This window comes from Pseudomonas sp. SWRI50 (assembly GCF_014269095.1).
GTDB classification, from domain to species: domain Bacteria; phylum Pseudomonadota; class Gammaproteobacteria; order Pseudomonadales; family Pseudomonadaceae; genus Aquipseudomonas; species Aquipseudomonas kermanshahensis.
This window is the reverse complement of the sequence record NZ_JABWRW010000003.1, coordinates 164,322-184,046: the sequence shown is the minus strand read 5'-3', so window position 1 is coordinate 184,046 and position 19,725 is coordinate 164,322. Positions and strand designations below refer to the sequence as shown.

The window sequence follows — 19,725 nt, the reverse complement described above, 5'->3', positions numbered from 1 at the left end:
AGGAACCCTTCGAGATGAGCGAATACTCCCTTTTCACCTCCGAGTCCGTGTCCGAAGGGCATCCGGACAAGATCGCCGACCAGATTTCGGACGCTGTCCTTGATGCCATCATCGCTCAGGACAAATACGCCCGCGTGGCCTGCGAAACCTTGGTCAAGACCGGTGTCGCCATCATCGCTGGCGAAGTGTCCACGTCCGCCTGGGTCGACCTCGAAGAACTGGTACGTAAAGTCATCATCGACATCGGCTACAACAGCTCCGACGTCGGCTTCGACGGCGCCACCTGCGCGGTGATGAACATCATCGGCAAGCAGTCCGTGGACATCGCCCAGGGCGTCGACCGCTCCAAGCCGGAAGACCAGGGCGCTGGCGACCAGGGCCTGATGTTCGGCTACGCCAGCAACGAAACCGACGTGCTGATGCCAGCGCCGATCTGCTTCTCGCACCGTCTGGTCGAGCGCCAGGCCGAAGCGCGCAAGTCGCGCCTGCTGCCGTGGCTGCGCCCGGACGCCAAGTCGCAGGTCACCTGCCGTTACGAAAATGGCAAGGTAGTCGGCATCGACGCGGTGGTCCTGTCGACCCAGCACAACCCTGAGGTCTCGCAAAAAGACCTGCAGGAAGCGGTGATGGAGCTGATCGTCAAGCACACCCTGCCGGCCGAACTGCTGCACAAAGATACCCAGTACCACATCAACCCGACCGGCAACTTCATCATCGGTGGCCCGGTGGGCGACTGTGGCCTGACCGGCCGCAAGATCATCGTCGACTCCTACGGCGGCATGGCCCGCCACGGTGGTGGCGCGTTCTCCGGCAAGGACCCGTCCAAGGTCGACCGTTCCGCCGCCTACGCCGGTCGCTACGTGGCCAAGAACATCGTCGCCGCCGGCCTGGCCGAGCGTTGCGAGATCCAGGTCTCCTACGCCATTGGCGTAGCTCAGCCAACCTCCATCTCGATCAACACCTTCGGTACCGGCAAGGTCTCCGACGACAAGATCGTCCAACTGGTGCGCGAGTGCTTCGACCTGCGTCCGTACGCGATCACCAAGATGCTCGACCTGCTCCACCCGATGTACCAGGAAACCGCGGCCTACGGCCACTTCGGCCGCACCCCGCAGCAGAAGACAGTCGGCGACGACACCTTCACCACCTTCACCTGGGAACGCACCGACCGCGCCCAGTCGCTGCGTGACGCTGCCGGCCTGTAAGTTTCCTACAGCGCTGGACGAAAGCCCCTGCCGAGCAATCGGCAGGGGCTTTTTTGTGACATATCGGCTGACAACTGTTCACGGCAATCGGCACCCAGCCTGCCTAGGCTGAGGGTTCCCACCCGCCATGCAAGGATGCTGGCCATGCCGTTCATGCTGTTGTTCGCACTGCTGCTATCGCTACATGCCTCGCTGGTGCACGCCAGCCCCTGCCCCGACTGGGACGCCAAACAAGCCCACGCCGAGGTCACCCACCTTCGCAGCACGATTGCCCAATGGGACGACGGCTACCATCGCCTGGGCATCACCCAGGTAGCAGATGAACTGTATGACCAGAGCCGGCAACGCCTGGAACACTGGCAGCAATGCTTCGGCCTGCAGGCGCAACCCGCGCCACTGGCCACGGCGCGCGGCCCGATTACCCACCCCGTCCCGCATACAGGCGTCGACAAGCTGGGCGACGAGCAGGCCGTCGGCCGCTGGATGGCCGGCAAGGCTGGCCTGTGGGTGCAGCCGAAGGTCGATGGGGTGGCGGTATCCTTGCTCTACCGACAGGGGCAACTCGTAGAGTTGCTGAGCCGGGGTGACGGGGCCCAGGGGCACGACTGGAGCCGCCACATCCCGCACCTCGATGCCATTACCCGGCAACTGCCCCAGGCCCTTGACCTGGTGTTGCAGGGTGAGCTGTATCTGCGCCTGGACCAGCACGTGCAAGCCCAGGCGGGCAGCGCCAAGGCGCGGGGCACCGTGGCAGGGCTGCTCGCCCGCAAGCAGCTCAGCGCTGAACAAGGCGCCAGCATCGGCCTGTTCGTCTGGGATTGGCCACAGGGCCCCAGCAGCCAGGCGGAGCGCCTGTCGCAGCTGGCACAACTGGGCTTCCCCGACAGCCAGCGCTACAGCGTTGCCATCGACTCCATCGCCGATGCCGCACACTGGCGCCAGCACTGGTACCGCTCACCTCTGCCCTTCGCCACCGACGGCGTCATCCTGCGCCAGAGCAGTCGGCCTCCTGCCGAGCGTTGGCAGGCCAAGCCGCCCTACTGGCTGGCAGCCTGGAAATACCCCTACGCCCAAGCCTTGGCAGAGGTACGTGAGGTACGCTTCCGAGTCGGTCGCACGGGCAGGGTCACGCCGGTGCTGCGCCTGCACCCGGTCAAGCTGGACGACCGGCTGATCACACAGGTCAGCCTGGGCTCACTGGCACGCTGGCAGCGCCTCGACATTGCGCCGGGTGATCAGGTAGCAATCAGCCTGGCCGGCCTGACCATTCCGCGTTTCGAGCACGTGGTGCACCGGGCGGCCCTACGCCAGCCGGTTGCAGCGCCGCAACCGGGGCGCTACCACCCCCATAGCTGCTGGCACGCAGACGACGGTTGCGACGAGCAGTTCATTGCGCGGCTTACATGGCTAAGTGGCAAGCAGGGGCTGGCAATGCCGCGCACCGGGCCAGGTACGTGGCAGCGCCTGGTCGGGGCTGGGTTGGTCACTTCGATGACGGATTGGCTGCAACTCGATGCTCAGCGCCTGGGCCAGGTACCGGGCATCAGCGACGCCACCGCCACGCAGCTGCTGCACGCCTTCGAAGGCGCCCGAGCACAGCCCTTCTCCCGCTGGCTGCGCGCGCTTGGCGCACCCGTACCGGGTGGCATCCAGCTCGACGGTGATTGGGCGCAGCTGTCCTCGCGCACGGCCGATGATTGGCACGCCATGCCGGGTATCGGCGCAGTGCGCGCGCGTCAGCTGGAAGCGTTTTTTACGGCCAACGAAACTCAAGCCATTGCGGCGCAGTTAAGCGAGGCCGGCGTGAAGGCGTTCCAAATCAGCAACAAACCGCTCGCGCAATGATTTTTTACCAAATCCCACGCAAGGAAAGTCTGAGTTTCGGCCATAAAAAACCAACAAGGGTTTCTAAATAGGAAAAACCAAGGCAGGATTTCCCCCAACTTTTCTGCCCCGCCCCGTTCAGGAGGCTTTTCATGAAACGTATTTCGACTCTTTTCTTGCTCGCAACACTGGGCCTCGCTGCTGGCGCCGTGCAGGCTGCCGAGCCGGATGCTGGCCTGACTGGCTGCGCGGCCAAACGCAGCGCCATCGAGAACCAACTGAAGATTGCCCGCGAACACGGCAACAGTGACCAGGTTGCGGGGCTCGAGCAGGCACTGGAAGGTGCAAAAAACTGTACAGAAACCAGCCTGCGCAAAGAGCGTGAACAAAAGGTGCTCGATGCGCGCCATGAGGTCGCGCAACGCGAAAAAGACCTGAAGAAGGCCGAAAAGAAAGGCGATGCTGAAAAGATAAACAAGCGTAAAGACAAACTCGCCGAGTCGCGCAAAGAACTGCAGGAAGCGGTCGACGAACTCGACCGCTGAGGTGCAGCGTCCGTGAGCGCCTTATCGCCGGCAAGCCAGCTCCCACGGGTACTCCACTGCTCTCAAGGGCTGTGTGTTTACTGTGGGAGCTGGCTTGCCGGCGATAAGACCCTTACAGGCGATCAATGATTGCGGAATTCAGTATGGCAAGCCTTGCACGCAGCCTCGACCCTGTCCATCGGTCCCTTCAACTGCGCCGCCTCCAGCGGCTGGCCCCGGGTAGCATCGACCAATTCACCGGTCACGCCCTCCAGTTGCCGGGCAAGGTCATGGAACCGCGCCTGACGCTCCCACACCTCCGCTCGCGCGCTGCTGTCACCGCCATCGCGCGCTTGGGGGAAGTGCTGCCACGGCTGGCGCGACAGGCTGTCGAGCTTCACGGCCCCGTCGGAGAACTTCACCCCGTCGAACGGCAAACGGCCGCGCAGCATGCCACCCAGGTCCTCGCTGGTCTTGAGCATGTCCTTGAAGATCGCCTTGCGCTGGCCCAGCGGCGAGTTCGGGTCCACACGGTCACAGGCACTCAGGGCAAGGGCTGCGAGCAGAACAACGGTCAATCGCTTGAACATCACGGTCACTACGGCCTACGAAAATGGGCGGCCAGTATCGCTGGCCAAGGGCCAATGACCAATAGCCACATAAAACACAAGGTCGAATCTTCATGTTCGCCCTGACAGGAATCCCCCTATGAAATTCGCCCTGCGCCACCTGGCCTGGACACTCCCGGCACTGGCCCTGCTGGCCGGCTGCAACGGCGGCGAGAACGCCAAACCTGAGCCCCATGCCATTGCCACCTATGCCAGTGCCACCTGGCAGGACCTGCCCAGCGTCAGCGACACCGACCTGGTGGCCGGCTTCCACGCGTGGCGCAATGGCTGTGAAAAACTCAAGCGCGACGCCGTCTGGGCCACCACCTGCGAGGCCGCTGCCAGCGTGCCGGACGATGCACTGCAAATACGCGCCTTCCTGCAGCAAAACCTGCAGGTCTATGGCTTGCGCTCGGCCGAGAACAACGCCAACGGCCTGATCACTGGCTACTACGAGCCGGTCTACCCGGGCAGCCTGAAACCGACCGAAACTAACCACGTAGCGGTGTACGGCGTGCCCGACGACATGATCGTGGTCGACCTCGCCAGTGTGTACCCAGAGCTCAAGGGCAAGCGCCTGCGCGGGCGACTGGATGGCCGGGTGCTCAAGCCTTACGACACAGCCGAAGTCATCAACCGTGAGGGCGTAAAAGCCCCGGTGCTGGCCTGGCTGACCGACCCGATGGACTTGCAGTTCCTGCAGATACAGGGTTCGGGCCGGGTACAACTGGAAGATGGCCGCCAGCTGCGCCTGGGCTACGCCGACCAAAATGGCCACCCCTACCGGCCGATCGGGCGTTGGCTGGTGGAACAGGGCCAGTTGAAGAAGGAAGACGTCAGCATGGGCAGCATTCATGCCTGGGCCCAAGCCAACCCGCAGCGGGTACCAGAGCTGCTGGCCAGCAACCCCAGCTACGTGTTTTTCAGCACCCGCCCCGACAGTAACGAAGGCCCGCGCGGCTCGCTCAACGTGCCACTGACGGCCGGCTACAGCGTGGCGATCGACCGCAAGGTGATTCCGTTGGGCAGCCTGCTGTGGTTATCCACTACGCGCCCGGATGGTACCCCGGTGGTGCGGCCGGTAGGCGCTCAGGATACCGGGGGTGCGATTGCCGGTGAGGTACGTGCAGACCTGTTCTGGGGGACCGGGCCAGAAGCCGGTGAGCTGGCCGGGAACATGAAGCAGCAAGGGCAGATCTGGATGTTGTGGCCTAAGGGCAAACCGCTGCCTGAAGTACCGAAAGTGCCTTGATCGGGGCTGGGCTCTTCGCGGGGCAAGCCCGCTCCCACAGTAATCGTGCAAACCCTGAATAATGCATGATCCCCTGTGGGAGCGTGCTTGCCCGCGAAGAAGCCAACTCGGTTTCAGACGGAAACCACGAAAAACGCCACGATCAACGCCAACCCGGCAAACCACACCACTGACCGCAATGCCGCCCAGTCCGCCAGGTAGCAGATGATGTAGAGCAACCGGCTGGTGATGTACATCACGCCCAGCACGTCCTGCGTCACCTGCTCGGCATTGCCGACGATATCTGCCACCAGCACGGCCGCCGCAAACGCCGGAAACGCTTCGTAGCTATTCTGCTGCGCCGCATGGGCTCGGCGAGGCAGGCCCGATAGCGTGTCCAGGAAGGCACGCGGATCGTGATTGTCCTTGAGGCCGAAGCGGCCACTGCTCACTTTGGCGATCAATGCACAAAGCGGCGGCAATACCAGGGCAATCAGGATGCACCACAGGGCAACGGTCATGGACAGCACTCCTTGTTCAATCGAAAGGTTAGAGCTTCATTACCAGCATGCCTGCCAGCACCAGCCCGCAAGCTAGGAGTCTTGGCCCGCCAAAAGGTTCTTTGAGGTAGCGCATACCCAACAGCACCACCAGGATCACGCTCAGTTCCCGCAGCGCCGCCGCCTCGGCCACCGACCCCAGGTGCATGGCCCACAGCACCAGGGCATAACTGAACAGCACACAAAGCCCTACGGCCAACCCCAGCCGCCATTGGGTTCGCCAAAACAGCACAAACGGTGCACGGCGCGCCACACTGGCCAGCAGCGGGAAGGGCCAGGCACTGAGCAAGGTCAGCCATACCAGGTAGTCCCAAGGCTTGCCCCACAGCCGCACCGCCTGGCCGTCGAACCAGGTGTAGCAACCGATGCACAGGCCAATCAGCGCCACCACGGGCAACATCGACCAAGGCAGCCGATCACCACCGCCCCCCTGCCACAGCAGGCACGCCATGCCACACGGAATGAGCAGGATGCCGATGATCTGCTGCTGGCTCAGCGATTCCCCGGCAAAGGCCAGGGTCAAGCCCAGCACCACCAGCGGCGACAACCCGCGCATCAGAGGATAGACCAGCCCAAGGTCGCCAACCCGATAGGCCTGGATCAGCAGATAGCGGTACAACTGTTCGGCCAGCGCCGAGGCGACCAACCAGGGCCAGATTTCGGCGGGAGGCACCTCGACAAAGGCCACGGCCAGCACGGCAAAAGCCAAGGCGACCGTGTCCATGCTGGCAATCACCAACAAGCGTTCGCCGCTGAATTTGATCAGGGTGTTCCAGGTCGCATGCAGGAGGGCGGCGACCAGTACCAGGGAAGTTGCCAACACGCCTTCAAGTCCTTGTGACGTTATTGAGGCACGAATATATCGTCTTCAGTCTGGTGTGCGTATGTCGGAAGATTTTCAGCGCTTACGAAATCGGGCGCCGCGCGGGCGGCGCATCTCAAAACCATCGCACAACTCAAGCCCTACATGTGAACGATTCCAACAATTCCGGTCAAAGGTGTGCCCCGAAGCCCTCGCCAGGTCATCAAAGAACTGCCCGAGTCATTCGGGTACGACTTGGAAGCCACTGTTACAGGATTTGGGATGCTTGAATTAGTTGCCGCGTTTATCTGCCTCACCACCCTTCTCACCTACGTCAACTACCGCTTCATCGGCCTGCCACCCGCCATTGGCGTGATGGTCACGGCACTGCTGTTCTCGTTGATGCTGCAAGGGCTTAGCCTGATTGGCTTCCCTGGCCTCGAAGAGCGCGTCGAAGGCCTGATGAACCAGATCGACTTCAACGATTTGCTGATGCACTGGATGCTGGCATTCCTGCTGTTCGCCGGCGCCTTGCACGTCAACCTCTCAGACCTGCGTAGCTATCGCTGGCCGATCGGCCTGCTGGCGACCATCGGCGTACTCATCGCCACCGTGGTGATCGGCTACCTGTCGCACTGGGTGTTCGCGATGTTTGGCTGGCAGGTTCCGCTGATCTACTGCCTGCTGTTCGGCGCGCTGATCTCGCCCACCGACCCGATTGCCGTGCTCGGCGCATTGCGGACCGCCAATGCCTCCAAGCCGCTGAAAACCACCATCGTCGGCGAATCGCTGTTCAACGACGGCACCGCGGTCGTGGTGTTCACCGTGCTGCTGGGCATCATCCAGCTCGGCGAAACCCCCAGTGCCTATGACACGGCGGTCCTGTTCGCCCGCGAGGCCATTGGCGGTGTGGTGTTCGGCGGCGTGATCGGCTACGCCACCTACCGCATGATCAAGAGCGTCGAGCAGTACCAGGTCGAGGTCATGCTGACCTTGGCGCTGGTCATCGGTGGCTCGGCAATGTGCTACGAACTGCACGTTTCTGCACCGATCGCCATGGTGGTCGCCGGCCTGATCATCGGCAACATGGGGCGCAACCTGGCGATGAACGACATGACCCGGCGCTACATGGACGGTTTCTGGGAGTTGATCGATGACATGCTCAACGCCCTGCTGTTCGCGCTGATCGGCCTTGAGCTTCTGCTGCTGCCGTTCAACTGGATGCACCTGGCGGCCGGCGGGGTGCTGGCACTGGCGGTCCTGCTGTCGCGGCTGCTTACCGTGGCCCCGGCAATCTTGCTGCTGCGCCGCTGGCGGAGTGTGCCGAAAGGCACCGTGCGGGTACTGACCTGGGGCGGCCTGCGCGGCGGCGTGTCGGTAGCGCTGGCACTGTCGCTGCCGCTGGGTGAGGAACGTGACCTGCTGCTGTCGATCACCTACATCGTGGTGCTGTCGTCGATCCTGGTGCAGGGGCTGAGCATCGGGCGGGTGGTGCGCAAGGTTAGCGCCCAGCCCTGAGATTGCCGGGGCCGCTTTGCGGCCCATCGCGACACAAGACCGCTCCTACACGGGATTCGCATTCTCCTGTAGGAGCGGCCTTGTGTCGCGATGGGCTGCAAGGCAGCCCCAAAATATCTACTCGACTGCCGAGTCCGGGAACTGGTCCTGGACGTACTTGATCTCGGTGCGCCCGTGAGCCGCCGGCATGCCATCTTCGCCGAGGTTGACGAACACCATCTTGTCGACGGTCAGGATGCTCTTGCGGGTGATCTTGTTGCGCACTTCGCACTTGAGGGTAATCGAAGTGCGGCCGAATTCAGTGGCGGTGATGCCCAGTTCGATGATGTCGCCCTGGCGTGAGGCACTGACGAAGTTGATCTCCGACATGTACTTGGTCACCACACGCTGGTTGCCCAACTGGACGATGGCGTAAATCGCCGCTTCTTCGTCGATCCAGCGCAACAGGCTGCCACCGAACAGGGTGCCATTGGGGTTGAGGTCTTCGGGTTTTACCCATTTGCGGGTGTGAAAGTTCATCGGTACTCCTAACCTGCTTGGCTAACGTGCATTCATGATGGCAGAGCGGCCGTCGCCGCTCCATTGAACATCGACTATCGTCTCGATTAATCGACAGAAAACCTTGGGCGAAGGTCCCTGTCGCGGCTATAATCCTGCCGCTTCACTTGGCCACCCGCAGCGGCGGCCATGCCCGCCACCTGTCCGAGGGGCGCTGCAGCAGGCTAGGCCTGTCAGGCTCGGATGGGGCGTTGTCCGCTCCTGCGGACGCTCAACGCACAACGGCGCCCATTCGCACACTACGAATGGAGGCTCTCATGAGCGCTGTAAACACGCCTGCTGGTTTTACCGATTTCAAAGTCGCTGACATCTCCCTGGCTGCCTGGGGCCGTCGCGAAACCATCATCGCCGAATCGGAAATGCCTGCACTGATGGGCCTGCGTCGCAAGTACCTCGCCGAGCAACCGCTCAAGGGTGCGAAGATTCTGGGCTGCATCCACATGACCATTCAGACTGCCGTGCTGATCGAAACCCTGGTTGCCCTGGGTGCCGAAGTGCGCTGGTCGTCCTGCAACATCTTCTCCACCCAGGACCAGGCCGCTGCCTCCATCGCTGCCGCCGGTATCCCGGTGTTCGCCTGGAAAGGCGAAACCGAGGAAGAGTACGAGTGGTGCCTGGAGCAGACCATCCTCAAGGATGGCCAGCCATGGGACGCCAACATGATCCTCGACGACGGCGGCGACCTGACCGAACTGCTGCACAAGAAGTACCCAGCCGTTCTGGACCGCGTCCACGGTGTCACCGAAGAGACCACCACCGGCGTGCACCGCCTGCTGGACATGCTGGCCAAGGGCGAGCTGAAAGTCCCGGCGATCAACGTCAACGACTCGGTCACCAAGAGCAAGAACGACAACAAGTACGGCTGCCGTCACAGCCTGAACGACGCCATCAAGCGTGGCACCGACCACCTGCTGTCGGGCAAGCAAGCCCTGGTGATCGGCTACGGTGACGTGGGCAAGGGCTCGGCCCAGTCCCTGCGTCAGGAAGGCATGATCGTCAAGGTCACCGAAGTTGACCCGATCTGCGCCATGCAAGCCTGCATGGACGGCTTCGAGCTGGTCTCGCCGTTCATCGATGGCATCAACAACGGCACCGAGGCCAGCATCGACAAAGCGCTGCTGGGCAAGATCGACCTGATCGTCACCACCACCGGTAACGTCAACGTCTGCGACGCCAACATGCTCAAGGCCCTGAAGAAGCGTGCCGTGGTCTGCAACATCGGCCACTTCGACAACGAGATCGACACCGCCTTCATGCGCAAGAACTGGGCCTGGGAAGAGGTCAAGCCGCAGGTGCACAAGATCCACCGCACCGGCGCTGGCAGCTTCGACCCGCAAAATGACGACTACCTGATCCTGCTGGCTGAAGGCCGTCTGGTGAACCTGGGCAACGCCACCGGTCACCCAAGCCGCATCATGGACGGTTCGTTCGCCAACCAGGTGCTGGCACAGATCTTCCTGTTCGAGCAGAAGTACGCCGACCTGTCGGCCGAGAAGAAAGCCGAACGCCTGACCGTTGAAGTGCTGCCCAAGAAGCTCGACGAAGAAGTGGCCCTGGAAATGGTCCGCGGCTTCGGCGGCGTGGTCACCCAGCTGACCCAGCAGCAAGCCGACTACATCGGCGTGACTGTCGAAGGCCCGTTCAAGCCACACGCGTACCGCTACTAAGCGGCAAGCGCCCGGCGGCATGCCGGCGGGCGCTTGTAGTCGTTTAATCTTGATCGATGCCCAAGCCAGGCCGGCCCCCACCGCCCTGGCTTTTACTTGCAGCGTGCGGCTCATGGCCTGCAGCTGAGGAAACAGAGATGTCACAAGAACGCCGCTACAGTTTCGAATTCTTCCCGACCAAGACCGATGCCGGTCACGAAAAGCTGATGGGCGTTGCCCGCCAGCTGGCCACCTACAACCCCGATTTCTTCTCCTGCACCTACGGTGCGGGCGGCTCTACCCGCGACCGCACACTGAACACCGTGCTGCAGTTGGAGAGCGAAGTGAAAGTACCTGCCGCACCGCACCTGTCGTGCGTCGGCGACACCAAAGAAGAGCTGCGCGCCCTGCTTGCCGAGTACAAGGCCGCGGGCATCAAGCGCATCGTCGCCCTGCGCGGCGACCTGCCTTCCGGCATGGGCATGGCCAGCGGCGAGCTGCGCTACGCCAGCGACCTGGTCGAATTCATCCGCCAGGAAACCGGTGATCACTTCCACCTGGAAGTGGCGGCCTACCCCGAGATGCACCCCCAGGCCCGTAACTTCGAGATCGACCTGGCCAACTTCGTGCACAAGGTCAAGGCCGGTGCCGACAGCGCCATCACCCAGTACTTCTTCAACGCCGACAGCTATTTCTATTTTGTCGAGCGTGCGCAGAAACTGGGCGTCGATATCCCGGTGGTGCCCGGCATCATGCCGATTACCAACTACAGCAAGCTGGCCCGGTTCTCCGACGCCTGCGGCGCCGAGATCCCGCGCTGGATCCGCAAGCAGCTGGAAGCCTATGGCGACGACACCGCCAGCATCCAAGCTTTTGGCGAAGAAGTGATCACCCGCATGTGTGAACAACTGCTGCAAGGCGGCGCACCGGGCCTGCACTTCTATACCTTGAACCAGGCCGAAGCGAGCCTGGCGATCTGGAACAACCTGAAGCTGCCTCGCTGAAACTTTTTGGCAATATCTGATTAAGAAATGATTAAGGCTTTGGTCATAGACTAAGGCCTTATTTATTTTCGGGTTAAACAGGTCTTGCCTGACATGCAGCATCCCCAGCCATCGCGCCCTCAGCTCGTCTACTTGGCTTTCGGCCCGGCCACCTACCACCAGGAAGCCTGCTTCAGCATCGTCAGTGCCCTTGCCCACCTGGACGTGTCGGCAGGCGAGGCGCTGGATATTCAGGTCTATACCGACAACCCGGCGCCCTATGCCAAGCTGCCGGTCACGCTGCACCTGCTCGACGACGCCACGCGCGCGGCGTGGAATGCCCCGCATGGTTATCACTTTCGCAGCAAGCATGTGCTGCTGCGCCAGGTGCTGACGCAGCATGCAATGGCGGTGCTGATCGATACCGATACCTTCTTCCGTCAGTCACCGATGCGGCTGTTCCAGCGGGTCGCGCCTGGCCATCTGCTGTGCAACGCCATCGGCGGGCGCTACGGCGCCAACCAGAAATGCCTGCTGTACAAGAACCTGCTGTCCGTCCTCCAGGCCCAAGGCCTGGCCGATTGCCAGATGCCGCTGATCAACTCGGGCGTGATCGGGCTCACCGCCGAAGACGCGCAGGCACTGGACCACTCCATCGCCATGATGGACCAGTTCTACCCACTGGCCCGCGAGGCTTACACCCTCGAAGAGTTCTGCCTGGCCGTGGCGGCCTACCGCAAACTGCAGCTGGCCGAGTGCACCGACGTCATCCACCACTACTGGAGCCGCAAGGCCCAGTTCCGCGCCAAGATCCAGGCCTGGCTGCGCAAACATGGCGATGCGCCGCTGTGTGAAGCCGCGCTGGCCGATGTTGCGCGGGTCAATGATCAACTGCCGCGGCCGCCGACCCTGCATCGGCTGGGCTACAAGGCGTTGAGCCTGACCCTGCCCAGCCACGAGCGGCAATTTGCCCGCGAATTACTGTATGGCAGCTACCCCTACCCTAACGAGTTCGACCGGGCCTGTGCATCGGCCTGGTGGGACAAAGCCCTGGAGAACTTCAATGCGCGCAACGGCCGCATCGAACCCGAACAGCTGCGACAGTGCCTGCGCCACCCGGGCCTGCGCCTGTCGCTCGGGGAACAGCGCAAAGCTATCGAAGCGCACCTGCTCAAGCCGGCGCAGGCCTGAACAGCCGCCGCTTCACTGGCCTTGAGCAGGCCGAGCGCGTAATCTGCGGCCCATGCTCGCCACCACCCGCCTGTTCTGGATCCTGCTGCTCGCCTGCCTGAGCCCGTTGGCCCTGGCCGAACGCCTGCGCCTGGTGTCCGACGACTGGGCACCGTATGTGTACCAGCAAGACGGCCAACCCCGGGGCATCGACTACGAAGTAACCACCCAGGTATTCAGGCGCCTGGGGGTAGAAGTGGAATGGCAGTTCCTGCCCTGGAAGCGCTGCCTGGCGATGATCGAGCAAGGGCTGGCCGACGGTATTGTGGATATCTTCCAGTTCGACACGCGCAAGCCCTATCTGGTCTACCCAACGGAGCCCATGTCGGATGTCGAGTTCGTGCTATTTCAGGCGCGTAACCGCCGCCATGCCGTCACCGGGCTGGACGATCTTGCGGGCCTGACCGTCGGCACATCGCCCGGCTACACCTATGGCGCCGCATTTAACGATTCGCCGCGTTTTCGCCGCGAAGCAGCCCCTACCCATGAAGCCAACTTCGGCAAACTGCTGCTGGGCCGTATCGATTTGCTGATTACCGACCGCAAAGTCGGGCGCTACCTGATGCGCCAGCTGGGCCTTGAACAACGGATCGAAGCGCTGCCATGGGTGGTCAGCCGACAGACGCAATACCTGGGGCTGACCCGCAAACCCGGGCGAGAGGCACTGGCCCAAGCGTTTTCCGAAGAGTTGCAACGTTTCAAGCAGGAACCGGCGTACGCCGCCATCAGCCACCGCTACATAGGCGACATCGGAAACATTCTCAACGCCGTTGAGCAGCAGGAAAGCAGCACGTCGCGATAGCTCTGTTATACTCGGGCCTTCCCGCCAGGCTTACGCCCGGACGCTCGGCCTAGCAACAGGCATCCCGATCGGCAACGACGCACCATCGCGTCAGCCCTCCGCTTCCTGGATGTGCAGTGAAAGCCAAGCTGGACCGGACGCGATCGCATCTCACCGATGCCCGTCGCGCCAGGCAGAACATCCCAACGGGCCCAGCCCACACGAGAACAGGATTGCCCATGTCCTTTGCTTCCCTCGGTCTCTCCGAGGCTCTTGTCCGCGCTATCGAGGCTGCGGGCTATACCCAGCCGACTCCGGTGCAACAGCGGGCTGTTCCCGCCGTGTTGCAAGGCCGTGATCTGATGGTCGCCGCCCAGACAGGTACTGGTAAAACCGGCGGTTTCGCCTTGCCGATCCTCGAGCGCCTGTTCCCGGGTGGCCACCCTGACAAGTCGCAGCGCCATGGCCCGCGCCAGCCTCGCGTACTGGTCCTGACTCCGACCCGCGAACTGGCCGCCCAGGTACATGACAGCTTCAAGGTCTATGCCCGTGATCTGCCGCTGGTCAGCGCCTGTATCTTCGGCGGTGTCGGCATGAACCCACAAATCCAGGCCATCGCCAAAGGTGTCGATGTACTGGTCGCGTGCCCTGGCCGCCTGCTCGACCTGGCTGGCCAAGGCAAGGTCGACCTGGCCCACGTCGAAATCCTGGTCCTCGACGAAGCCGACCGCATGCTCGACATGGGCTTCATCCATGACGTGAAGAAGGTCCTTGCCCGCCTGCCGGCCAAACGCCAGAACCTGCTGTTCTCGGCCACCTTCTCCAAGGACATCACCGACCTGGCCGACAAGCTCCTGCATAACCCGGAGCGCATCGAGGTCACCCCACCGAACACCACGGTCGAGCGCATCGAGCAGCGCATCTACCGCCTGCCCGCCAGCCACAAGCGTGCGCTGCTGGCACACCTGATCACCCAGGGTGCCTGGGAACAGGTGCTGGTCTTCACCCGTACCAAGCATGGCGCCAACCGCCTGGCCGAGTACCTGGAAAAGCACGGCCTGACCGCCGCCGCGATCCACGGTAACAAGAGCCAGAACGCCCGCACCAAAGCCCTGGCCGACTTCAAGGCCAACGCGGTACGGGTACTGGTTGCCACCGACATCGCCGCCCGCGGCCTGGACATCGACCAATTGCCCCACGTGGTCAACTTCGAGCTGCCCAATGTCGAGGAGGACTACGTCCACCGCATTGGCCGTACGGGCCGTGCCGGCCGTTCGGGTGAGGCCATTTCTCTGGTCGCACCTGATGAAGAGAAGCTGCTCAAGAGCATCGAGCGGGTCACCAAGCAGAAGATTGCTGACGGCGACCTGATGGGCTTCGACGCAAGCCAGGTCGAGGCCGAGAAGCCGGAAGTGCGCGAACGCCCGCAAAACGCCGGCCGTGGCGGTCGCAACCAGCCACGCGGCGAAGGCGGCAAAGACGCCAACGGCGGCCGCAAAGACAAAGGCAAGGACAAGGGCAAGACCCGGCAGCACGCTGCCGAGAAGCCTGCCGAGAAGGAAAAGGCGGGCGACAAGCCGCAACAGCGCAAGCCGCGTGACAACAAGCCACGCCAGCAGCAAGCCAGCCAGAACAGCACACCGAAAGCACCGGCCGACCGTGCCCCGGACGAGTTCCTGGATGACGAAGTCGACAACTTTGGCAACCGCGCTGACTACGTCAGCCCGTACCAGGGCAAAAACCAGGGGCGTAACCGCCGTCCTGGCGGTGGCACTGGCGCAGGTCAAAGCCAGGGCCAAGGTGCGGCTCCACGCAACAACAACGGCGGCCAACCTCGCACGGGTGGCCAGCCACGCAGCGCCAGCGGCGAGAAACGCCCACCGCGCAACAACGCGGGCGGTGGTGCACGCCGTGACAACAACGGTGGTGGTCGCGGTCGCCCGGCGCGCGATGATGCTGCGCGCCAGGAACCTGCAGTCCGCAGCTCGCGTGAGCCGCAGAACCAGCCTGTGATCATCCGCAAGGAATCCAAGCTCGATCGTTACCCAACGCCTGAGCAACTGGACGATCTGCCAAGCCGCCCACGCGGCGAGCGACCTGCGCTGCTGACGCGCAATCGCTGATTGTAAAAAACTGGGGCCGCTGCGCGGCCCTTTCGCAACACAAGGCCGCTCCTACAGAAGAATGCGTTTCTCTGTAGCAGCGGCCTTGTGTCGCGAAAGGGCTGCGTAGCGGCCCCAGCGGTTTCAGCTATACCGCAATTACTTCTGCTTCACGCCTTCAAGGCTGATATCCAGGTCCAGAGTCTGCGAAGTCGCGCCTGGGCCTTTGATGCCGAAGTCGTTCAGGTTAAGCGTGGTGGTGGCGTTGAAGCCAGCACGTTCGCCGCCCCATGGGTCTTTGCCTTCACCGTTGAAGGTGGCCTTGAAGGTGACCGGTTTGGTCACGCCGTGCAGGGTCAGGTCACCGGTCACGTCGGCAGTCTTCTCACCGGTCGATTTGACGGCAGTCGACACGAACTTGGCGTCCGGGTACTTCTTCACGTCCAGGAAGTCTTTGCTGGCGATGTGCTTGTCACGCTCGGCATGGTTCGACCACAGGCTGGCAGTTTTCAGGTCGACGTTGATCTTGCTCGCTTCAGGCTTGGCGCTGTCCCAGCTGAAGTTGCCGTCGAAGTCCTTGAAGGTACCGTGAATGAAGCTGTAGCCCAGGTGGCTGATCTTCCAGTCGACGAACGCATGCTGGCCTTCCTTGTCGATCTTGTAGTCAGCGGCCATGGCCTGGCCAGCGGAGAACAGTGCAGTACCGAGCGCCAGAGCGGCAAAAGTCTTTTTCAACATCCTTTCTATTCCTTGCAATTGAGGTTGAGAGTCAAGCTTTGCGGCCCAGCATACGGATCAGGGTCGCGTCACGGTCTATGAAGTGGTGTTTCAGTGCTGCCAGGCCATGCAGCACGGCAAAAATCACCAGGCCCCAGGCTAGCCAGAGGTGGATCACCCCAGCCAGGTCCGCCTGATCGGGCAGGTCGCTGACCAAAGCCGGTACTTCGAACAAGCCGAATACCGGAATACCAACGCCGTCGGCAGTGGAGATCAAGTAACCGGCGATCATCACCGCGAACAGCCCCACATACAGTGCCAGATGGCCCAGCTTGGCGGCCACGCGGGTGAGTGCCCCGTGGTTGGCCGGTGCCGGCGGTGGCGGGCTGATGAAACGCCAGAGTACGCGCAGCAGCATCACTGCCAGCAGCACCAGGCCGATGCTCTTGTGCAGGTCAGGGCCCGACTTGCGCCAAGGGTCGTAGTAATCCAGGCCGACCATCCACAGCCCCAGGCCAAACAGGCCGAAGACTGCCAGCGCGACACCCCAGTGCAGGATGATGCTGACCACGCCGTAGCGAGAAGGTGAATTGCGCAGTTGCATGTTGGCGTGTTTCCCCGTGAAAGCTGTGCACAGACTAACGCGTAACGTATCGAATAAAAGCGGAAAAAATTGCTTCGGATTATCGAGAAATCCGATGGATATTGTGAAAGCTTCCTATTAAGGAAACATTAACGATAGTCGGTGAGTTCAGGGTTGCCAGTGCCGGCCTCTTCGCAGCACAAGGCTGCTCCTACAGGAGGAAGAGGCCGGCACTGTCGATCAATCAACCCGCCTTGGCCTGGATATTGGCCACTGGCTTCTTCGCGGGCTCTGATTTGACCGTGGCCTTTTTCGCTTCGACAGGCTTGTGCGCCTGTTTTGCCGCCGGCTTGTGGGCCGGGGCATGCTTGGCAGGCGCGGTTTTGGTCGCGGCAGGCTTGGCAGCAGCAGGTTTTACCGCGGCTTCCTTGGCCACAGGCGCCGGTGCAACCGGTTCTGGAGCGGCCTGTGGCGCCGGTGCCGGGGCCACTTCGTCGGCCTTGGCAATCGGCTGGGCTTTCACCTCAGGCTTGTCAGCCCCACCAAACAGGCGCTTGAAGAAACCTGGCTTGTCCTGCTTGGCCTCTTCTTTCACCGGCTCGGCCTTGGCAGGGGCTTTTTCCACCTTGTCGCCCTTTTCAGCCTTGTCGGAAGCACCACCGAACAGGTTGGAGAAGAACCCGCCCTTGTCTTTGGCCGCCGCGGCGCCTGCTGCTGCCGCCACCGGTACGGCCTTGGCCGGGTCGAACGACTTGCCGGCCAGCAGGTCCTGCACCTGGCCCGCCGCGCGTTGACCGCTGCGCAGGGCGCCTTCCAAGGTGCCTGGGTAGAGCGCGTCAGTGTGCTCACCGGCGAAACTGATGCGCTGCACCGGGCGCTCCCACAGGCGCCAGTACTTGCTGATCTGCCCTGGGCCGTAGGCCAGGTAGGCGCCACCGGTGCCAGCGTCAGTGCTGTAGCGTTTGACTTCGTAGCCGGTGAACGAACCGCGGGCCTGTGGATAAAACGCATGCAGGCGGATAAGCACCTGGTCGACCATCTGCTTGTCGCCAAATGCCTGCAGCAGGCGCGCATTGTCGCCGGATAGGTTGATCACCACGTTGGCGCCGCCCTTCAGCGCCGGTTCGATCCACAGCATGCCCAGGCCTGCGTTACTGAAGATTTCGCCGGACATACGGGCACGGCTTTCCCACACCGGCTTGTTGAACTTGAGCATCAGCTGGTCGCGCCAGCCATAGTTGGTGCCCTTGAGCGCGGCCAGGTGCTGGCTGTCCAGGCCCGGGGTCATCTGGATCTTGGCCAGGGCGCGCAGCGGCACGGCCATGACCAGGTAATCGGCCTGGTAGCCCACGCTGCCAACCTTGACGGTGACGCCGTCCTTGTCCTGCACGATGGCAGTGACCGGCGAGCTGGTCTTGATGGTCTTCAGCTGTTTGACGAACGCCTGGGCCAACACCGGGCTGCCACCGGGCAGGCGCGCGGCACGCAGATCGCGGTCGCTGACACCACGGTAAACGCGGTTCTGCTGAGCGAAATACAGCAGCGACAGGCGCGACGGCTCATCGTAACGGCTACGGATCTGCTGGTTGACCAGCTGACGCGCGGTGGCCGGCAGTTGCAGCTTGTCGAGCCAGGAAGACACGTTGATCTGATCGAGGGCGAACAGCGTGCTGGTCGCCTGCGGGTTCAGCGGGTCGTCGATCGAACGGGCCAGGTCGTCGAGGGTTTTCTCGTAGCGCTTGAGCGCCTCGGCAGTGGCGGGCTGCTTGGTGGCAAGGTCCGTCGCACTGAAGTACTCACCGTCGATCAGGTAGCCCGGCGTACGCACGAACTCTGGCGCCGGCAGTGTTTCAAGTTTGAAACGGTCGAGGTACTGGTTGAGTACCGGCTGTGCCTTGGCGTTGCCGATCCACTCACTGGTGGCCAGGCCCGAGCGACCGCCCATGCCCGACTTGGCCTCCAGCAGCGTCACCTGCCAGCCCTTGCTCTGCAGTTCATAGGCGGCAGTGAGGCCCGCAAGGCCCCCACCCACCACGATAGCCGTAGGTGTTTTGTCCTTTGCCAGCGCGGCACCGCTGGACACACCAATCAATACCAACGCGCACAGGCGCACCCAAGCAGCAGCCATGTCGGCGAACTCCGAGTCAGACGTTACAGAAAAAAAGGGAGGCAGGAATGCCCCGAGGCGATGCGTTAAGAATACGTCAGCTCTGCCAACCCTGCCAGCACGGCGACATCAAGTCCTTTTGGCAACTGACATTTTTGCCAGTAGCGGTGTCATAGGCATGCAGGCGATGCTGGCGACAATGGCCAAAAGCCCGCCAGGAGGGCCTGCGCATGATCTTCGAGGAGCGTTTCAATCATGTCGAACGACAGTTTCTGTGGCACAAACAGACACTTTGCACGGCATCTGGCCTGAGCATCCGCTCTAACAGCACGTCCTGGACAGGCTTTCACGAAGCGCTCAAGGGCGAAGACGGCACGGAGCTGGTGATTGGCGAACACAGCGATGTGGAGATCACCTTCTCCCAGGAGGTCGAGTGTTTACGGCTGGAATACTACGTAGTCAGCGACTTTCTCTGTGACGACCTGCACATGCTGTTTGATGCCAGGAACTACGACTACGATCTGGTCGCGCCAGCCTCCCGCAACTTCTACTGGCTCACCATCGAGGGCAGCGGCTTCACCGACCTTCTGCCAGGCCCCATCTCCACGCTTCCCTATCACCAGGTCATCGAGGGCCCCTTCCGGCGCCTGACCATCTCCACCTCGCAGGCCGGCACGGTGCACATTCGCAAGCTCGAATGGACCGGTACCCGACGACATTGACCGCCAGCGGTTGTGGTGCCCTCC

Annotated in this window: 18 protein-coding genes and 1 riboswitch; of the genes, 11 read left to right on the top strand and 7 right to left on the bottom strand. The window is 62.5% G+C overall.

What is annotated here, in order from left to right:
- Positions 1-14 precede the first annotated feature (14 nt).
- The 3 genes from metK to HU750_RS04645 all read left to right on the top strand — a co-directional run bounded on the left by metK (position 15) and on the right by HU750_RS04645 (position 3,574).
- Positions 15-1,205 (top strand): methionine adenosyltransferase, encoded by a 1,191-nt coding sequence (gene metK, locus HU750_RS04655; protein ID WP_027592460.1) that lies wholly within the window; start codon positions 15-17, stop codon positions 1,203-1,205.
- 144 nt (positions 1,206-1,349) lie between these two features.
- A complete protein-coding gene (gene ligB / locus HU750_RS04650) occupies positions 1,350-3,050 on the top strand; it encodes an NAD-dependent DNA ligase LigB (protein WP_186677275.1) in 1,701 nt (566 codons plus the stop codon).
- 131 nt (positions 3,051-3,181) lie between these two features.
- Positions 3,182-3,574: a DUF1090 domain-containing protein gene (locus HU750_RS04645; RefSeq protein ID WP_027592459.1), complete on the top strand. Its 393-nt coding sequence runs from the start codon at positions 3,182-3,184 to the stop codon at positions 3,572-3,574.
- Positions 3,575-3,696: 122 nt separating this feature from the next.
- Here the strand turns inward: HU750_RS04645 and HU750_RS04640 are convergent, their stop codons facing one another.
- Entirely contained in the window at positions 3,697-4,143 is a 447-nt protein-coding gene (locus tag HU750_RS04640; RefSeq protein WP_186677273.1) for a c-type cytochrome, read from the bottom strand.
- A gap of 118 nt (positions 4,144-4,261) precedes the next feature.
- Here HU750_RS04640 and mltA point away from each other — a divergent pair, with 118 nt between their 5' ends.
- Entirely contained in the window at positions 4,262-5,413 is a 1,152-nt protein-coding gene (gene mltA, locus HU750_RS04635; RefSeq protein WP_186677271.1) for a murein transglycosylase A, read from the top strand.
- A 113-nt stretch (positions 5,414-5,526) separates the two neighbouring features.
- Here the strand turns inward: mltA and HU750_RS04630 are convergent, their stop codons facing one another.
- Positions 5,527-5,913, bottom strand: a complete 387-nt coding sequence (locus tag HU750_RS04630; RefSeq protein ID WP_099455537.1) for an MAPEG family protein — start codon at positions 5,911-5,913, stop codon at positions 5,527-5,529.
- Positions 5,914-5,941: 28 nt separating this feature from the next.
- Positions 5,942-6,775: an EamA family transporter gene (locus HU750_RS04625; protein ID WP_027592455.1), complete on the bottom strand. Its 834-nt coding sequence runs from the start codon at positions 6,773-6,775 to the stop codon at positions 5,942-5,944.
- 261 nt (positions 6,776-7,036) lie between these two features.
- Here HU750_RS04625 and HU750_RS04620 point away from each other — a divergent pair, with 261 nt between their 5' ends.
- Positions 7,037-8,272, top strand: a complete 1,236-nt coding sequence (locus HU750_RS04620) for a cation:proton antiporter (RefSeq protein ID WP_027592454.1) — start codon at positions 7,037-7,039, stop codon at positions 8,270-8,272.
- 117 nt (positions 8,273-8,389) lie between these two features.
- On the opposite strand, the gene HU750_RS04615 is transcribed toward HU750_RS04620, so the two are convergent.
- On the bottom strand, positions 8,390-8,791 hold the full coding sequence (locus HU750_RS04615) for an acyl-CoA thioesterase (protein WP_027592453.1): 402 nt from the start codon (positions 8,789-8,791) through the stop codon (positions 8,390-8,392).
- A 179-nt stretch (positions 8,792-8,970) separates the two neighbouring features.
- Positions 8,971-9,067, top strand: a riboswitch (S-adenosyl-L-homocysteine riboswitch).
- 20 nt (positions 9,068-9,087) lie between these two features.
- Between HU750_RS04615 and ahcY the strand changes: the two genes are divergently transcribed.
- The 5 genes from ahcY (at position 9,088) to rhlE2 (ending at position 15,593) form a co-directional block, all read left to right on the top strand.
- Positions 9,088-10,497, top strand: a complete 1,410-nt coding sequence (gene ahcY, locus HU750_RS04610) for an adenosylhomocysteinase (protein WP_027592452.1) — start codon at positions 9,088-9,090, stop codon at positions 10,495-10,497.
- Between the two features lie 137 nt (positions 10,498-10,634).
- A complete protein-coding gene (metF, locus tag HU750_RS04605) occupies positions 10,635-11,480 on the top strand; it encodes a methylenetetrahydrofolate reductase [NAD(P)H] (protein ID WP_027592451.1) in 846 nt (281 codons plus the stop codon).
- Between the two features lie 93 nt (positions 11,481-11,573).
- The gene (locus HU750_RS04600) at positions 11,574-12,650 is read left to right on the top strand and encodes a hypothetical protein (protein WP_186677269.1); all 1,077 of its coding nucleotides are present in this window, start codon (positions 11,574-11,576) and stop codon (positions 12,648-12,650) included.
- A 52-nt stretch (positions 12,651-12,702) separates the two neighbouring features.
- On the top strand, positions 12,703-13,491 hold the full coding sequence (locus HU750_RS04595) for a substrate-binding periplasmic protein (protein ID WP_186677268.1): 789 nt from the start codon (positions 12,703-12,705) through the stop codon (positions 13,489-13,491).
- A 218-nt stretch (positions 13,492-13,709) separates the two neighbouring features.
- Complete coding sequence (gene rhlE2, locus HU750_RS04590; protein ID WP_186677267.1) at positions 13,710-15,593, top strand: RNA helicase RhlE2; 1,884 nt, start codon at positions 13,710-13,712, stop codon at positions 15,591-15,593.
- Between the two features lie 138 nt (positions 15,594-15,731).
- Here the strand turns inward: rhlE2 and HU750_RS04585 are convergent, their stop codons facing one another.
- From HU750_RS04585 to HU750_RS04575, 3 genes are all read right to left on the bottom strand, one after another.
- Complete coding sequence (locus HU750_RS04585) at positions 15,732-16,310, bottom strand: YceI family protein (protein ID WP_027592446.1); 579 nt, start codon at positions 16,308-16,310, stop codon at positions 15,732-15,734.
- A 31-nt stretch (positions 16,311-16,341) separates the two neighbouring features.
- Entirely contained in the window at positions 16,342-16,893 is a 552-nt protein-coding gene (locus HU750_RS04580; protein ID WP_099430628.1) for a cytochrome b, read from the bottom strand.
- Between the two features lie 223 nt (positions 16,894-17,116).
- Positions 17,117-19,000, bottom strand: coding sequence for a flavin monoamine oxidase family protein (locus tag HU750_RS04575; RefSeq protein WP_186677263.1), 1,884 nt, complete (start codon positions 18,998-19,000; stop codon positions 17,117-17,119).
- 209 nt (positions 19,001-19,209) lie between these two features.
- Here HU750_RS04575 and HU750_RS04570 point away from each other — a divergent pair, with 209 nt between their 5' ends.
- Positions 19,210-19,701, top strand: coding sequence for a hypothetical protein (locus HU750_RS04570; protein ID WP_186677262.1), 492 nt, complete (start codon positions 19,210-19,212; stop codon positions 19,699-19,701).
- The last annotated feature ends 24 nt before the right edge of the window (positions 19,702-19,725 follow it).

Coding starts and splice junctions, on each gene's coding strand:
- metF (WP_027592451.1), top strand. CDS start 10,635: ATGTCACAAGAACGCCGCTACAGTTTCGAATTCTTCCCGACCAAGACC.
- HU750_RS04595 (WP_186677268.1), top strand. CDS start 12,703: ATGCTCGCCACCACCCGCCTGTTCTGGATCCTGCTGCTCGCCTGCCTG.
- mltA (WP_186677271.1), top strand. CDS start 4,262: ATGAAATTCGCCCTGCGCCACCTGGCCTGGACACTCCCGGCACTGGCC.
- HU750_RS04615 (WP_027592453.1), bottom strand. CDS start 8,791: ATGAACTTTCACACCCGCAAATGGGTAAAACCCGAAGACCTCAACCCC.
- HU750_RS04580 (WP_099430628.1), bottom strand. CDS start 16,893: ATGCAACTGCGCAATTCACCTTCTCGCTACGGCGTGGTCAGCATCATC.
- HU750_RS04585 (WP_027592446.1), bottom strand. CDS start 16,310: ATGTTGAAAAAGACTTTTGCCGCTCTGGCGCTCGGTACTGCACTGTTC.
- HU750_RS04645 (WP_027592459.1), top strand. CDS start 3,182: ATGAAACGTATTTCGACTCTTTTCTTGCTCGCAACACTGGGCCTCGCT.
- ahcY (WP_027592452.1), top strand. CDS start 9,088: ATGAGCGCTGTAAACACGCCTGCTGGTTTTACCGATTTCAAAGTCGCT.
- HU750_RS04640 (WP_186677273.1), bottom strand. CDS start 4,143: ATGTTCAAGCGATTGACCGTTGTTCTGCTCGCAGCCCTTGCCCTGAGT.
- HU750_RS04630 (WP_099455537.1), bottom strand. CDS start 5,913: ATGACCGTTGCCCTGTGGTGCATCCTGATTGCCCTGGTATTGCCGCCG.
- HU750_RS04570 (WP_186677262.1), top strand. CDS start 19,210: ATGATCTTCGAGGAGCGTTTCAATCATGTCGAACGACAGTTTCTGTGG.
- HU750_RS04600 (WP_186677269.1), top strand. CDS start 11,574: ATGCAGCATCCCCAGCCATCGCGCCCTCAGCTCGTCTACTTGGCTTTC.
- ligB (WP_186677275.1), top strand. CDS start 1,350: ATGCCGTTCATGCTGTTGTTCGCACTGCTGCTATCGCTACATGCCTCG.
- HU750_RS04620 (WP_027592454.1), top strand. CDS start 7,037: ATGCTTGAATTAGTTGCCGCGTTTATCTGCCTCACCACCCTTCTCACC.
- rhlE2 (WP_186677267.1), top strand. CDS start 13,710: ATGTCCTTTGCTTCCCTCGGTCTCTCCGAGGCTCTTGTCCGCGCTATC.
- HU750_RS04575 (WP_186677263.1), bottom strand. CDS start 19,000: ATGGCTGCTGCTTGGGTGCGCCTGTGCGCGTTGGTATTGATTGGTGTG.
- metK (WP_027592460.1), top strand. CDS start 15: ATGAGCGAATACTCCCTTTTCACCTCCGAGTCCGTGTCCGAAGGGCAT.